Origin of the sequence: Streptomyces sp. RGM 3693 (assembly GCF_050471125.1) — a bacterium.
Classification (GTDB): Bacteria; Actinomycetota; Actinomycetes; order Streptomycetales; family Streptomycetaceae; genus Streptomyces.
Window position 1 is genome coordinate 3,435,465 of sequence record NZ_JBMPPQ010000001.1, and the last position, 13,855, is coordinate 3,449,319.

The 13,855-nt window shown below is 72.0% G+C and carries 15 protein-coding genes; 6 read left to right on the plus strand and 9 right to left on the minus strand.

The features are described from left to right. Positions 1-62: 62 nt before the first annotated feature. Both ACO0M4_RS14995 and ACO0M4_RS15000 read right to left on the minus strand, forming a co-directional pair. Entirely contained in the window at positions 63-782 is a 720-nt protein-coding gene (locus ACO0M4_RS14995; RefSeq protein WP_430370626.1) for a hypothetical protein, read from the minus strand. 698 nt (positions 783-1,480) lie between these two features. Further along, on the minus strand, positions 1,481-2,380 hold the full coding sequence (locus ACO0M4_RS15000) for a LysR family transcriptional regulator (protein WP_430370627.1): 900 nt from the start codon (positions 2,378-2,380) through the stop codon (positions 1,481-1,483). Positions 2,381-2,473: 93 nt separating this feature from the next. Between ACO0M4_RS15000 and ACO0M4_RS15005 the strand changes: the two genes are divergently transcribed. From ACO0M4_RS15005 to ACO0M4_RS15025, 5 genes are all read left to right on the plus strand, one after another. Beyond that, entirely contained in the window at positions 2,474-3,202 is a 729-nt protein-coding gene (locus tag ACO0M4_RS15005; RefSeq protein ID WP_430370629.1) for a CTP synthase C-terminal region-related (seleno)protein, read from the plus strand. Beyond that, on the plus strand, positions 3,199-3,372 hold the full coding sequence (locus tag ACO0M4_RS15010) for a hypothetical protein (protein WP_430370631.1): 174 nt from the start codon (positions 3,199-3,201) through the stop codon (positions 3,370-3,372). The genes ACO0M4_RS15005 and ACO0M4_RS15010 overlap by 4 nt, the downstream gene beginning before the upstream one ends. A 330-nt stretch (positions 3,373-3,702) precedes the next feature. Next, positions 3,703-4,320 (plus strand): TOPRIM nucleotidyl transferase/hydrolase domain-containing protein, encoded by a 618-nt coding sequence (locus ACO0M4_RS15015; RefSeq protein WP_430370632.1) that lies wholly within the window; start codon positions 3,703-3,705, stop codon positions 4,318-4,320. 130 nt (positions 4,321-4,450) lie between these two features. Further along, the gene (locus ACO0M4_RS15020; RefSeq protein ID WP_430370634.1) at positions 4,451-4,810 is read left to right on the plus strand and encodes a VOC family protein; all 360 of its coding nucleotides are present in this window, start codon (positions 4,451-4,453) and stop codon (positions 4,808-4,810) included. Positions 4,811-5,004: 194 nt separating this feature from the next. Beyond that, positions 5,005-5,619 carry a class I SAM-dependent methyltransferase gene (locus tag ACO0M4_RS15025; RefSeq protein ID WP_430370635.1) on the plus strand — a complete coding sequence of 205 codons (615 nt, stop codon included), beginning with the start codon at positions 5,005-5,007 and terminating at the stop codon, positions 5,617-5,619. A 115-nt stretch (positions 5,620-5,734) separates the two neighbouring features. Here ACO0M4_RS15025 and ACO0M4_RS15030 read toward each other — a convergent pair whose 3' ends face one another. After that, the gene (locus ACO0M4_RS15030; RefSeq protein WP_430370636.1) at positions 5,735-6,094 is read right to left on the minus strand and encodes a 5-carboxymethyl-2-hydroxymuconate Delta-isomerase; all 360 of its coding nucleotides are present in this window, start codon (positions 6,092-6,094) and stop codon (positions 5,735-5,737) included. Between the two features lie 317 nt (positions 6,095-6,411). Continuing rightward, the gene (locus tag ACO0M4_RS15035; RefSeq protein WP_430370637.1) at positions 6,412-6,906 is read right to left on the minus strand and encodes a DUF6234 family protein; all 495 of its coding nucleotides are present in this window, start codon (positions 6,904-6,906) and stop codon (positions 6,412-6,414) included. Between the two features lie 392 nt (positions 6,907-7,298). On the opposite strand from ACO0M4_RS15035, the gene ACO0M4_RS15040 reads away from it, so the two are divergent. Continuing rightward, the gene (locus ACO0M4_RS15040) at positions 7,299-9,032 is read left to right on the plus strand and encodes a hypothetical protein (RefSeq protein ID WP_430370638.1); all 1,734 of its coding nucleotides are present in this window, start codon (positions 7,299-7,301) and stop codon (positions 9,030-9,032) included. Positions 9,033-9,196: 164 nt separating this feature from the next. Here ACO0M4_RS15040 and ACO0M4_RS15045 read toward each other — a convergent pair whose 3' ends face one another. From ACO0M4_RS15045 to ACO0M4_RS15065, 5 genes are read right to left on the minus strand one after another with little or no spacing between them, the layout of a single operon-like run. Further along, positions 9,197-10,282, minus strand: a complete 1,086-nt coding sequence (locus ACO0M4_RS15045) for an LLM class flavin-dependent oxidoreductase (protein ID WP_430370639.1) — start codon at positions 10,280-10,282, stop codon at positions 9,197-9,199. Between the two features lie 15 nt (positions 10,283-10,297). After that, positions 10,298-11,161, minus strand: a complete 864-nt coding sequence (locus tag ACO0M4_RS15050) for an ABC transporter substrate-binding protein (protein ID WP_430370641.1) — start codon at positions 11,159-11,161, stop codon at positions 10,298-10,300. A 5-nt stretch (positions 11,162-11,166) separates the two neighbouring features. Further along, complete coding sequence (locus ACO0M4_RS15055) at positions 11,167-11,991, minus strand: ABC transporter ATP-binding protein (protein ID WP_430370642.1); 825 nt, start codon at positions 11,989-11,991, stop codon at positions 11,167-11,169. Next, complete coding sequence (locus tag ACO0M4_RS15060; protein ID WP_430370644.1) at positions 11,988-12,806, minus strand: ABC transporter permease; 819 nt, start codon at positions 12,804-12,806, stop codon at positions 11,988-11,990. Before ACO0M4_RS15060 ends, ACO0M4_RS15055 begins: the two co-directional genes overlap by 4 nt. Then, positions 12,803-13,852 (minus strand): NrtA/SsuA/CpmA family ABC transporter substrate-binding protein, encoded by a 1,050-nt coding sequence (locus tag ACO0M4_RS15065; RefSeq protein WP_430370646.1) that lies wholly within the window; start codon positions 13,850-13,852, stop codon positions 12,803-12,805. Before ACO0M4_RS15065 ends, ACO0M4_RS15060 begins: the two co-directional genes overlap by 4 nt. Positions 13,853-13,855 lie beyond the last annotated feature (3 nt).

Genomic DNA, 13,855 nt, shown 5'->3' on the forward strand with positions numbered 1-13,855 from the left:
TGGGGCGGGTGCCTTGCGGGCCCGCTGGTGGGCGGGCCCGCAGTCACACCGTTGCGGACGGGTCAGGCCGCCGCGTAGGTGCCCCGTCCCGGCCGGGTGACCAGGTCCGTCTTCTTCACGGCCCGGTCAAGGGTGTTGCGCACGGACTCGATCTGTCCCGGGGTGGCTTCCCGGCCCAGTGCCGCGTTGATGTCCCGCGGACGCATCGGTGCGCCCGAGTCCTTCAACACGTCCAGTGCGGCGTCCAACAGGCTGCCGGACTCCTTCTCCTGTACGGCCGGCTGCTTGGCGGCCACGGCCCGCTTGGTGGCGGCCTTCTTCGCCGTGGGCTTCGCCGCCGGGGCCTTCTTGGCCACCGGCTTCTTCGCCGTGCGGCGCTTGCTGCGCGGCGACGTCGCGGTCCGCGGTTGGGGGACGACGGATGTCGCACCGTCCGCCTCGGCGGCAGGCTCCGACGTCGCATCCGCCGCCGGCTCGGCGGCGACCGGTGCCGAGGCCGCCTTGCTGGCAGTCGCAGTCCGGACGTCGCCGGACTCTTCCTGGCCGGCGGTGGGATGCGCATCCGCCGGCAGGTCCGCGGCGGCCGAACCAGCGGCCACCGGCTGCCTGTCGGAGAGAGCGGCACCGGTCAGCACGCGGAGGTGCTCCAGGGCGCTGCGGGCGGAGGTCGCCTGCTGCACCACGGCGTCGAGTTGGTTGCGCAGGTGCCGTTCCTGCTCTTCGAGTTCCGGCAGTACGCCTTCGAGATTCTGGATCGTCTGGTGGAGAACGGAGTCAGTCATGTGTTTCCTAACCTCACGGGGGAATGAGATTCCAGTCACCATACGCCCAACGACCGTGCGGCGGGAGAGGGGACGGCCTTGCCGGGGTGATCTGGCGGAAGCGACACCCTGTCCCGGTGGGGCGATCCGTGCCTGCGTAACGCGCTCCGGGCAGCGGGCGGTCAGTTGCCTGGCAGCCCTCCGGCCAGGGCAGAAGCCGGCCGATGGGGTTCGCCGACCGGTGCCTTGACCGGGGGTGGCGGTGGTGCGTCGGGAGTTCCGGGGCAGACGCCAGGCGGTCTGGCCCCGCAGGCGCTCAGGCGTGCGACGCGTACGTCCAGAGTGTGCGGCGTGGCGCCGGCTCAGTCGCCTTCGCCCTGCGCCGCACGCAAGGCGTCGCCCTGCGCCCGCCACAACAGGCGCTGCAACTGGTCGCGTTCGCCGTGCTGAAGCCGTCGTACGACGAAGTCGCCGTAGGGGTCGAGTGCCCGTGCTGCCCTCGGTGGGTGGGCGACCGCCGGCCAGTCCGCCGGTCGCGGAGTCCGGCGGCGTCCCGGCCGGAGCGGGTGCCCGGCGACCGGACCGTGGGTATCAGCGGTTCCTCGAACGGGTCGATGGGGTGCATGACCCGCCGGGCTATCGGGGTGGTCGCGGCGGATCGCTGGCGTCTGTCGGCCGGCTGTGGTGCGGACCGCGATGCCTTGCCGGGCCCAGGTCGGTCAGGCATCGGCCACTGGTCGGCCGGTGATCAGATCGGCCAACTGCCGTGCGGGAGCAGTGGGGTTGACGGGGTGGATGAGCTCGGTGCGGTGGACCAGGCGGGGATCCTCGACCGGTACGGTGGCGATGCCGGGCAGGGCGGCCGCCACCGGCAGGGGAAGCGCGGCCAGACCGTGTCCGGCGGCGGTCAGCGCGGCCAGACCGTGCAGGTCGGTTCCGCGGTGGCGGACCCGCGGACGGAACCCCTCGGTGCGGCAGACGGCACGCAACCGGTCGAGCGGGACCGCGGTGTCGGGGGCGTCGATCCACTGTGCCTGGGTCAGATCGGTCAGCCGCACCGCTCGGCGCCCCGCCAGCGGATGGCCGTGCGGAAACAGCACCGCCAGGGTCTCTTCGGCTGCCGCGAGGGTGGTGGTGGGCCCGAGGTCCGGCATCGGGAGCGGGTCGCTGGGGGCGGCGGCACCGTCCACGAACCCGAGGTCGGCGCGTCCGGTGAGCACGTCCGCGAGCACCGCTTCCCGGCCCGCGACCCGTACCTCCAGGTCCAGCGCGTGGATCGCGGCGCGCAGATCGGCGAGGGCCCGGGCCACCGTGGTCCCGAGCGCGGCCGGTGCGCAGACGACGGTCAGCCGGGTGGGCCGGGCCTGGTGCAGGCGGGCGACGTCGGCGCGGGCGGCATCCAGGCGCAGCAGGAGGGCGGGAGCGTGCTCCAACAGGCGCGCGCCGGCCGGTGTGGGAGCGACCGGCCGGCGCTCGACCAGCCGGCTGCCCAAGTCGGCTTCCAGCGCGGCGATGTGCTGGGAAACCGCGGACTGGGTGTAGCCGAGCGCCACGGCGGCGCCGGAGAAGGAACGGTGGTCGAGGACCGCGACGAAGGTGCGGAGCAGATGCGGGTCCATGGGCCTCAGTATCGCACGCCGATCAGAATCACTTATCCGCAATGCATGAATCATCGTTGGACCTGATCCTGTGTGCGCAGCAGGATGACTGTCATGAACCACACCGCACACAGTGCACCTGTCGCACGCATCGCCCTGGTCGGCGACCGCTCCGAAGCGGTCCGTTCGCACGCCCGCATCCCCGCCCTCCTCGACGCCCTGCGGGTACGCGACGGGCTGGACCTGGACGCCTACTGGATCCCGTCCGTTGACGCGGACGAGGACCTGACGGGATTCGACGCGATCTGGGTACTGCCCGGCAGCCCCTACCGCAGCGAGGCCGGCGTCCTGGCCGCGATCCGCACGGCCCGCGAGTCCGGCATCCCCTTCCTGGGCACCTGCGGCGGCTTCCAACACGCCCTGTTGGAGTTCGCCCGCAACGTGTGCGGACTGACCCGCGCCGGCCACGCCGAGAACACCCCGGACCTCGCCGACGAGGACGCGGTGGTAGTCCCGCTGGCCTGCTCACTGGTCGGTCACGAGGGAACCGTCGACGTCACCCCCGGGTCCCGGGCGGCGCGACTGCTCGGCACCGAGCGCACCCCAGCTCGCTACCACTGCAACTACACCCCCAACCCCCGCCACCTGGACCTGCTGCGCGCACACGGCCTGGCCTTCACCGGCACCGACGACGCCGGCGACGTCCGTATCGCCGAACTGCCCGACCACCCCTTCTTCCTGGCCACCCTCTTCCAACCCGAACTGGACGGCGACGGCACCCGCGCCCACCCACTGATCACCGGCCTGGCCACCGCGGCCGTCGACCATGCCCGGGCCCGATGAACCCGGCCCGCACAGCCGCCTGGCCAGGCACCCTCCTACGTGCCTGGCTACGCGCCTGCACCGTCCCGCACGCCCACGCCACCAGTCCGCTGGCCGCCACCCCGGACGCCGCGCTCGCCGCCATGCGCGTGGACGACGCCCGACTACCGCCGCCCCACCCGCCGCGTTGAGTGACATCTGACGGCGGGCACCCAAGGAGCCGGGCCGCTCACCCCGCAGGCGGAAGGGGATCGTTCCGGCGGCCGACACCCTTCCGCCCGGCCGGGTGCCACATTCGCACCGTGACCGACGGCATACGAACGCCCAACACGCGGGAATGGCAACCCCGTTGCGTTCGGCCTTGACGATGGGCCGCAGTGGGACGGCGCGGACCTCTGCGAGCTGTGCGGGCCTGCGGTGGCCGGGGCCGGGGCCGGGGTCGGGGCCTGAGGGCCGTAGCGGCTCCCGAGGCCGTGGAATAACCACATGCCGTGCCGCCGGTGGACGTGCAGACTCGCCCCATGGCGGACATGAGGGCGTTCCGGGAGGCGGTCACCAGCTGGGCGGCGGGCGGTCCCGACGGGCCGGCGCGCGAGCTGGCGGAAAGCCTGGGGGCGCGGACCGCGGTGCTCCTGGAAGGCTTGAGCGATCTCGCGGCCGTCGAGGCGCTGGCCGCCCGGCGTGGTCGGGACCTGGCCGCCGAGGGAGTGTGTGTCGTGCCGATGGGCGGGGCGATGAGCGTCGGCCGCTATGCCGGCCTCCTCGGGCCGCCCGGCCTCGGCCTGCGCCTGACAGGACTGTGCGACGAGCGCGAACAGGGCTTCTACGAGCGCGGCCTGACGCGCGCACAGGCACCGCTCCAGGACATCTACGTATGCGCTGCGGACCTGGAGGACGAACTCATCCGCGCGCTCGGCACGGCAGGAGTCGAGGAGATCTTCCGCGCCGAGGGCGACTTCCGCGCCTGGCTGACCTTCCAGCGCCAGCCCGCACAGCACGGCCGACCCCGGCATCAGCAGGTGCGACGCTTCCTCGGCACGAAGAAGGGCCGCAAGATCCGCTACGGCCGTCTCCTTGTCGAGGCCCTCGCACCGGACCGGACACCGCCCCCGCTCGACGGCCTCTTCGCGAGACTGTGAGGTCGTGGACGGGCCGCCGTTTCGATGTGACTCGACCGCGAACGGGCTTGGGACGTCAATCAGTTCACCGGGTGACACCGACTGGGCAGGCTCCAGCGCGACCCGCCTCCTACCACCGGGAGACCCACGGATGACTTCTCACCCGCACGCGCTCTGCCTTGATGCGCACGACCCGCTCCTTCTCGCGCGCGTCTGGGCGGACTTTCTCTGCTGGGAGACGTCCGAGGACTCCTCCGACGGCATCACGCTGCTGCCCGGCGATGGCACCGGGTTCCAGCTCCGCTTCCTCCCGACCCAGGAACGGAAGACGGGCCAGAACCACATGCACTTCGATCTGACGAGCACCTCCCTCGACGACCAGAAGCAGGTGGTGGAGAGGGCGCTGGAACTCGGCGCCCGGCACATCGACATCGGCCAACGCCCGGAGGAGGGGCATGTGGTGCTCGCCGACCCCGACGGTCACGAGTTCTGTGTGCTGACCCCCCGATAGGCCCCCGGTAGGCCCCCGATAGGCCCTCGATAGGCCCCGGATCGGCCATCTGATGCGTCTCTGAGGTGTTCGGGCGTTGAGCCTCCAGGGCGAAGCGGACGTCCCAGCAGCGGAGGCCGTGGCGCTTCGCGAGCATGCGGACTGTCCGTCGGTGCGCACTGGGAGAGCCTGGGCCGTGCCCTTACCATGTCCCGATGCGCCAGGCCCACCCGAACCCGTACTGGAACACCAACGTCGCCCGGCATCCGGGCATCCTCCGCGCCGTGCCCGAGGGTTGCGGCGAGGCGTTGGACGTCGGCTGCGGGGACGGGCTGCTGGCGCGGAAGCTCGTCGAGCGGGCGAAGCGCGTCACAGGCATCGACAAGTCGCCGGAGATGATCGCCTGCGCACACGAGCTCGCTGCCGGCCACCCGGATCTCACCTTTGTCGAGGGTGACTTCCTCACCACCGAACTCCCCGCCGCGGGCTACGACTTCATCTGCTCGGTCACCACGATCCATCACATCGACTTCGAGGCGGCTCTCGTCCGCATGCGTGAGCTGTTACGGCCCGGCGGCACGTTGGTGGTCGTCGGCCTGGCCCGCGAGGCGAGCCGGTCGGAGTGGGCAGCAATGATCGCAGCTGCCCCCATCGTGCGGATCGCGAAGGTGCTGCATCGCGCCCGCGGGCCGGAGGGCATGCCAGTCGCCGTCCCGCAGATGAGCTACGGGCAGGTACGGGCTGCGGCACGACGGCTGCTGCCGGGTATGCGCTACCGCCGACACGTGCTCCGCCGGTACTCGCTGACCTGGGAGAAACCGGCCCGCTGAGCTGGCCACGACGATCGAAATTCCCTCGGCCGGGAGCCGATCGTAGAAGCGTGCCACCGCCGAAGCCCCGGACATGACGGCAGGCTAGCGGCTCGCCCATGCCCGGCCGCGGCTCCTACGGGGAGTGGTGCAAGCGGTACGAGCCGGCCAGGTCCCGGACCTCCACCGAGGACACCACCTCGTGCGCGTCGTCCCCGGGCAGATGCTTGCCGAGCAGGGCCAGCACGTCCTCCGACAGCCGGGCCTTGAGCTCCTCCGTGCGCCCCGGCAGCAGGCCCACCTCCACGTGCACAAAAGCCACCTTCCCCGCATCCCGGTCGCCGACGTAGGTGTCCGCAGCCGGACGGAAGAACGTCTTGCACACACCCGCCGAACCGGTCTCTTCGCGCACCATCGGGTGCAGCTCCCGCACGAATGCCCGCAGGTCGAAGGCGCCGGCCAGCTGTGCGGAGTAATCGACGGTGATGTGGGGCATGACGGACCTCTCGCGTACGTATTCGCTATGCACCTATCTTCGGCCATGCGTGGGGCACGGTGCACCGCGCCCCGGTGACAGGTCGCGCGGGGCGGGCTGATACGCGGGTTCCCGCCGAGCGGTGGGAAGTGGAAGTGGAAGTGGAAGTGGTAGTGGAAGTGGTGGATGCGATGGCAGGGGAGGGTGCGGGCCGCCGGTCGCGTCGAGGTCGGGGGGAGGGTGGGTGCCCCGTGCCCTTGCACCTTGAGTGTGGACCGTCATCGCCTGCTGTCCGTCCGTCCGTCCGGCCTGCTTGCCTGGACCGACCGGCCCGGAATTCAGCCCCCGGCCGGGCCGCCCCCGTCCGAGTCGTCCGTGCCCGTGTCATGCCTGCCCGAGTTGCGTCTGCCCACGTCATGTCTGCCCGAGTTGCATCTGCCAGTGTCATGTCTGCCCGTGTCGCGTCCGTGCGTACCGTGTCTGGCGTGGGGGTGTCGGCGCTTGCCGAGGTGACGTTCGAAGGTGCGGGCGACCCAGCGGGAGGACTCTGTTCCGAGTCCCAGTGTCATGATCACGGCGAGGGGGGCGGCGATCAGGGCCTGGGTCAGGCCGGTCGCGGGTAGGCCGGCCCGGAAGGCTTGAAGGCTGACCAGGGCCAGACCGGCAGGTCCCGCCGTCAGTACCAGCCAGAGCCGCACCGCCGAGCCGGGTGGGTGCTTCCCCTGGGCGGCCCACAGCTTGAGGTTCTCCGCGAACCAGAACGCGACCAGGGCCGCCACCTCGACGGCCGTGAGCGCGACGCCCAACAAAACATCCAGGACCCATCTGAGCATGCCCCATCTTCGTGCCTCGGCCGGTGCGAGCGTAAGTACGGCCGAGCAAGCGCGTTGTCCCGTCGCCGACTTGGGCCGCTCCGGCAACGACCGCCGGCTCCGGGCGCGGAGCACGGCTGCGCCGGTGTGTGGGCCGCCCGCGCCTCCTACGTCGCTGTTGTCCCCGCCGGCCCCATCGACTGATCGGAACCTTGGGCTCCGGGTCTGCGTCCTACGAGCCCGGCCCGCCGAGCGCCCCATGCCGCGACGCGGTGCGGTTCGGCACGACGCGGTGCGACATGACGCGACGCAGTGTGGCGTGGCACGACGCGGTGTGGCGCGGCGCGCCCCGGTCCGGCAAATAACCGACAGCCGATCCGACGTCCGGGCCGCCGCATGAGTAGGGTGCATCCATGCAGACCAGCGGGGAGGAACAGCGCGGCCACGTGCTGCTGATCGCGGGGGCCAGGGCCACGCACCGACGCACCGTCCAGGTGATACCCAGCGCCAATCTGGCCGCGCTGACCGCCGTTCCCGTGCCCGCGCTGCTCGGCAGCACCCTGCCGGCCGACCTCGTCCACCTCGACGGCGCACGTGACCAGAACACCCTGCTCATCAGGTTGCGAACGGCCGCCGCGGCCTCCGGGCCCCTGCTCGTCTATCTCGCCGGTCAGTTGACCGTGGACCGCAAGCATCATCGGCTCCACCTCGCCTCCGCCGGTTCGACCGCGGCCACCACGCGCTACACGGCGCTGCCCTGGGAATGGCTGAAGAACGAGCTGCGACAGCGGCGCGGCCCCTCGACCGTGCTGATCGACATGGCCGCCGACAAGGGCGCCTGGGCCGTGCTCCACGAACTCGGCGGCCTGCCGGAGGTGAACGCCGAGGTCTACGGCGTCGTGACGCCCCCCGGTCTCTCCGGTACGGCCGACGGCATCAGCGTCTACACCCAGCACCTGATCGACGTGCTGCGCTCCCATCCCGACCGGCCGTCGAACGCCCGGCTGCACGCGCTGGCCGTGGCCGCCGCCGCCATACCGCCCGGAACGCTCGTCCTGCCGAACACACCACAACTCGCCCCCTCTTACCCGCACGACACCGCAGAAACCCAGCCAAAAGCACCGATCAAGCGCCTGCTCTCCGGCGACCGTGCCCTCCTCCCGGCTCTGCGGCGCAGGGAACCCGAGCCTGCACCGGCCCCGGCGGACTTCGATCACTTCCCGCCGCTCCCGACGGCTGTGAGGTACGGGGCCCAGCCCTTCGTCGACGACCGGCCCCGAGAGCAGCAGCCCGTCGCGCCGGGTCCGTACCCCGCGCCCGTTGTGCCGGGGCCGTTCCCCGTGCAGGCAGGGCAGTCGGCGCCGCTCCCGCCCGCTCCTGCCGCCGCGCCCACACAGAGCCCCGCGCCCGTTCCCGCCGCCGTGTCCCGCACCGGCCCGACCCTCCCCGCTTCCCCGGGCCAGGGGAACGTGCCCCTGGAGTCCCCGCAGCCACAGCCTGCGCCTCACCCGCAGCCGGCCCCTGTGACACAGCCAACGCCCTTGTCGCAACCCGCACTTCCGCAACAACTCCCACCAGCAGCGGCCGCACCGGTATCACCCTCCCCGGCGGCATCTCCCTCGCCGTCGGCACCGGCACCGGCACCCGCCCCGGCGCCATCCGTAGCCCCTCCCGCCCCACAGTCACCCGTCCCGTCCGCCGGGCCGGCGAACGCCCCGGACCCCAGGCCGCTCATCTGGCAGGCGGCGCAGGCCGGGCGGCACGACCAAGCCGCGGAGATGGCGGCGTCATGGGAACAGCAGGCACTCCAGCGTTACGGGTACGACTCGCCGCAAGCCACGCAATGGGCCGAAATCCGCGCCGACCTCGCCCGTATCGCGGGTCGTTGGCCGCTCGCCACACAGCTGTGGGTGGCGGCTGCCCGGACCCGGCTGGCCCATCAGTCGCCCGACTCCGCCGAAGTCCTCAACGCGGCGCGCGGGGCGCACTATTGCTGGAACCAGATCGCTGACACCGAGCAGGCGATCGAGAACGGCCCCGAGTTGATCAACCTGCTGCGGCAGCTGCCCGCGCTCGACCCCCGCCATGTGTACACGGCACAGACCCGCCTCCAGTACCTGCACCAACATCCGACCGGGCGCGCCTAGATCGCGGCGTCGACCGTCCGTCGGGCATGTGCGCCGGGTCGTCAGCGGTACGGCCCCCGACGGCCTGGTTGTCGCAGCAGGTGACGGTGCCCCTGTCGGCCCGGAGGACTGGCGGCAGCCGATCCCCCGGGCCGAGGAGCGGCCGGGCTGCCCCGCCTCCTCCGCTACGGGGTGGTGGGGCGGCGGACCCCCAGGGCCGGCAGCACCGTCTCGGCCACCCGGTACGCCTCTTCCAGCAGGGGGTTGCCGGACAGGATGAAGGTGTCTACGCCGAGTGCCTCGAACTCTTGCAACCGCTCGACGACCTGAGCGGTGGAGCCGACCACGGCGGTGCCGGGTCCGGGTCGGAACAGGCTCATGCCTGGCCACAGGTTGGGGTGGGTCTCCAACTCCCTGGCCCGGGCCGGGACCTTGCCGCCGTGCTGGCGGAACTGGCGCTGCCAGCCCACGCCGTCCTCGCCCGCCCGCGCACCGAGCTGGCGGGCATAGGTGGCTTCGCTGGTGACGTCGAGGAGCCGGTCCGCGGCCGCCCACGCCGCGTCCTCGGTGTCGCGGACGATCAGGTGCAGGCGCAGTCCGATGCGCAGCGTGCGCCCGTGGGCGGCGGCGCGCTCGCGGACCCGGTCGAGCTTCTCCTGGAGCAGATGCGGGGGTTCGCCCCAGGTGAGGTAGACGTCGACGTGCTCGGCGGCCATCTCGATGCCGGGGGCCGAGGAGCCGCCGAACCAGAGCGGGACGTGCGGGCTCTGGACCGGTTTGAGGTCGCGGAAGGAGGCGCCCGCATCCGTCAGCTCGTAGAAGCGGCCCTTGTGGTCGAAGACCTCGCCGGCGGTCAGTCGCTTCACGATCGACCAGTATTCGGCGCTGAGGGAGTAACGCTCGTCGTGCCCGACCTGGAGCCCGTACTCGCGCAGGGTCTGTGTCGAACCGTTGACGACGTTGAAGCGCAGCCGGCCGCCGAAGAGGTTGTCGAAGCTGAGCGCCATCTTGGCGAGCAGGGTCGGGGAGATCAGCCCGGGGTGGACCGCCAGGAGCGGTTTGAAATGGGTGCTGGTGGCGGCGGACAGCGCGCTGCCCAGTGGCCATACGTCGTAGAGGTCGGTGGCCAGCAGTGCGCCGGTGAAGCCGAGCCGTTCGACGGTGCCGGCGAGCTGTTGGAGGTAGCGGAGGTCGACGGGGCGACGCCCGGCCGGCTCCCAGGGGTAGGCGCCTTCGAGCGGGATGAGGTACCAGAGGACTTCGGAGGGCATGGTCGGGGACGCTCCTCAGGACCGGGCGGCGACGGCGCGGGCGACGGTCACCGGGTGTGCGATGAAGCCGGTGCGGGCGAAGACGTCCGCGGCATGCTGCTGTTCGGCGAGGAACGCCCCGCTCACGTCCTCGGTCCGCCAGGGCAGGGCGCGCAGTGCGGTCTCCCAGTCGTCGGCGGTGCCGCCCTGGTGCGCGGAGGCGATCTCGGCGGCCTCCCCGGGGTGGGCCGCGGCCCAGGCGTCGGCGCGGTGCAGGGCCCGGGTCAGGGCCGCCACGACCTCCGGCCGCTGCTCGGCGAGGTCCCGGCGGGTGAAGAACACCGACCGGTCGGTGAGCACGTCGGCGGTGGGGACCAGGACCCGTACGCCGCCGGTCCGGCGCGCGGCCACGAGTTGCGCGCCCTGGGCGACCCAGGCGGCGATCCCGCCGGAGCGCAGCAGCCGTTCGCTGTGCTCGTCGCCGTGCACGGCGGTGATGTCGGTGGCGTAGGAGAGTCCGGCGTTGTCGAGGGCCTTGGCGACCAGGTGGGTCTGCCAGGAGCCGATGGCCAGGTGGACGGTGCCGCCCTTGAGGTCGGCGACGGTGCGGACCGGACCGTCCTCGGTGACGAGGAGCGCGCCGTGGTCGGGCCGGGGCGCGGAGACCGCGGTGTAGACGATGTCGTGGCCCGCTGCCTGGGCGGTGATCGGCGGGGTGGAGCCCGTACCGCCGAAGTCGATGACGCCCTGGGTGAGGAGTTCGCCGGTGCGCACGCCGTTGGTGTACGTGTGGAAGGCGGCGGTCTCGCCGACGGTGGCTAGTTCCTGGGCCGCGTAGTCGAGTCGGGAGAGGTAGTACAGGGTCGGATTGCTGTGGTGTACACCGATGGTGACGGGCATTCAGATCACGCTCGCTTCGGATCGGACGGACGGGGCGGGTGCGGTGGGGTGGGGCGGTCGGTGCCGGGGGCGGCCTCGGGTGGGTGCACGCCGAGGTCGGTCAGCAACCGTCGGCGCAGGGCGGCGAACGCGGGGGCGCCGGGGTCCCGGGGGCGGTCCACGGCGACGGGTGCGTCGGTGACAAGCTGCCCGTCACGCAGGACGCAGACGCGGTCCGCCAGGCGTACGGCCTCGTCGACGTCGTGGGTGACGAGCAGCACGGCTGGGCGGTGGGTCCGGCACAGCTCGCCCACCAGGTCCTGCATCCGGAGCCGGGTGAGCGCGTCGAGGGCGGCGAACGGCTCGTCCAGCAACAGGAGTTCGGGCTCGCGGACCAAGGCCCGGGCGAGCGCGACCCGTTGGGCCTCACCGCCCGACAGGGTCGCCGGCCAGGCATCGGCGTGCCCTTCGAGACCGACCTCGGACAGTGCCCGGCGGCCGCGTTCCGCCTGGCCGCGCGGCAGCGCGACGGTCACGTTGGCCAGCACCCGCTTGGCGGGGACGAGCCGGGGCTCCTGGAAGACGATGGTGCGCGCCTCGGGCACCAGGACCTCGCCGGCGTCGGCGCCGTCCAGTGCGCCGAGGATGCGCAGCAGGGTGGTCTTCCCGCTGCCGCTGGCACCCAGCAGTGCCACGAACTCCCCGCGTCCGATGGTGAGTTCGAGCCCGTCGAGCACGGCCCGCGGCCCGAACGCCCGCCGCAGACCGCGGACATGTACGGCGACGCCGCCGGTCGACGGCGCGCGGGTCGCGGTGGCTGCGGGGACGGACGTCCGTACGGTGTCGCTCATCGGTGGGCCGCCTTTCGCCAGGGCATCAGGACCCGCTCCAGCAGCCGCACGATCCCGTCGGCGAGCAGCCCGAACACCCCGTACACCAGGATGCAGACCGCCAGGATGTCGGTGCGGGCGTAGCTCTGCGCCTGGGCCATCAGATAGCCGATGCCGGCGGTCGCGTTGATCTCCTCGGCAGCGATCAGCGCGATCACACTGAGCGTCATGGACAGACGCAGTCCGGCGAGCAGCGACGGCAGGGCGCCGGGGAGCACCACCTCGCGGACGACGCCGAACCGGCTCATGCCGAAGCTGCGCATCGCCTCGACCAGTTTGTGATCGGCGTTGCGGACCCCGCTCGACGTGGCGACGTACATCGGGAAGGTGGTGGCGACCGCGATCAGCAGGACCTTGGCGATCTCGTTGATCCCGAACCACACCATGAACAGGGGCACCAGCGACAGGAACGGGACGGTGCGCAACGTCTGGAGCGAGGAGTCGAGAAGTTCGTCACCGAGCCGGGTGAAGCCGGTGGTGATGCCCAGCGTGAGTCCGGCGGTGAGACCGATGAGCAGGCCCAGACCGGAGCGGGCGAGGGAGGTGGCGAGCGCGTCGGGCAACTGTCCGTTGCCCCACAGCTCACCGACCGCCCGCAGCACGCCGGCCGGCGACGCCAGGACGTCGGAGGCGAGCGCACCGGTGGCGGACGCCACCCACCACAGCACCAGCAGCACCAGCGGACCCAGGGCACGCACCGTTAGGGTGTGGGCGCGGGAGCGTGGCCGCCGCACGGTGGCGCGGGGGGCGACCAGCCCCTCAAGGGCCGTGCTCATGACGCCTTCCCCGCGGCGAGCTTGCGCACGTCGATGACGTGGGCGGCGATGTCCACCTCGGCCCGGGTCACCTTCTGCTCTGCGTAGAAGCGGGCGACGTCCTTGAACCGCTTGACGTCGGCGTCGGTGATCGGCTCGACCGTGCCGCCCTGCCGCGTGAACGCGATCTGAGTGCGCTTGGCCGCGCCGGTCAGGGCCTGCGGACCGGCGTCGGTGGTGACGTTGAGAAACCCGGCCGGATCTCGCTTCTCCTGCACGCTGCCGTCGTGCAGATACCGGTAGAGGGCCGTGACGACTTCCGGATGCCGGTCGGCGAAGGCCGAACGGACCGCGGTCAGGCTGTAGTTGTCGGAGTCGACGGCCCGTCCGTCGGCGATGAAGTGTGCGCTGCCGCGGCCGAGTTCGGCCACGGAGTACGTTGACCACACGGCCCAGGCGTCCACCTTGCCGGTGTTGAAGACCGCGGCCGTCTGGTCCGGGCGCAGGGAGACCCGTTCCACCTTGTCCGCCGGGACGCCCGCCTTGGCGAGGGCCTTGAGGAGCAGGTACTCGCCGGTGCCGCCCTGATTGACGGCGACCTTCTTGCCGACCAGGTCCTGTACGGAGTTGATCCCGGAACCGTTCCTGACCAGGATGCCCTCGCCGACCGGGTCGGGCGCGGTGGCGGTGAAGAACGCGAAACCGGGGGTCTGGGCCAGCGAAGTGAGGCCGGAGGTGATCGATCCGGTGGCGATGTCCAACTGGTCGGCGTTGAGTGCCTGGGCGGCGGGGGCCAAGGGGCCGGCGCTGCCGGTCCAGACGACCGTGGCGTTGACCTTCGCCAGGGCCTTGGCCAGGGAGCCGTCCTTCTTGCCGCGCGCCAGCACACCGGAGTTGCCGGGGTCGGGGATGCGGATGGTGATCCCGGATCGCCCGGAGTCGGCGTCGGCCCCGGAGGCGCCGCATCCGGTGACGACGGCGAGCACGGCGACGGCCGCGAGCGCCATGGAGACACAGCGGGGAGTGCGGGGGACGCGGCGGATGCGGGGGATGTCGGGGATGCGCATGGT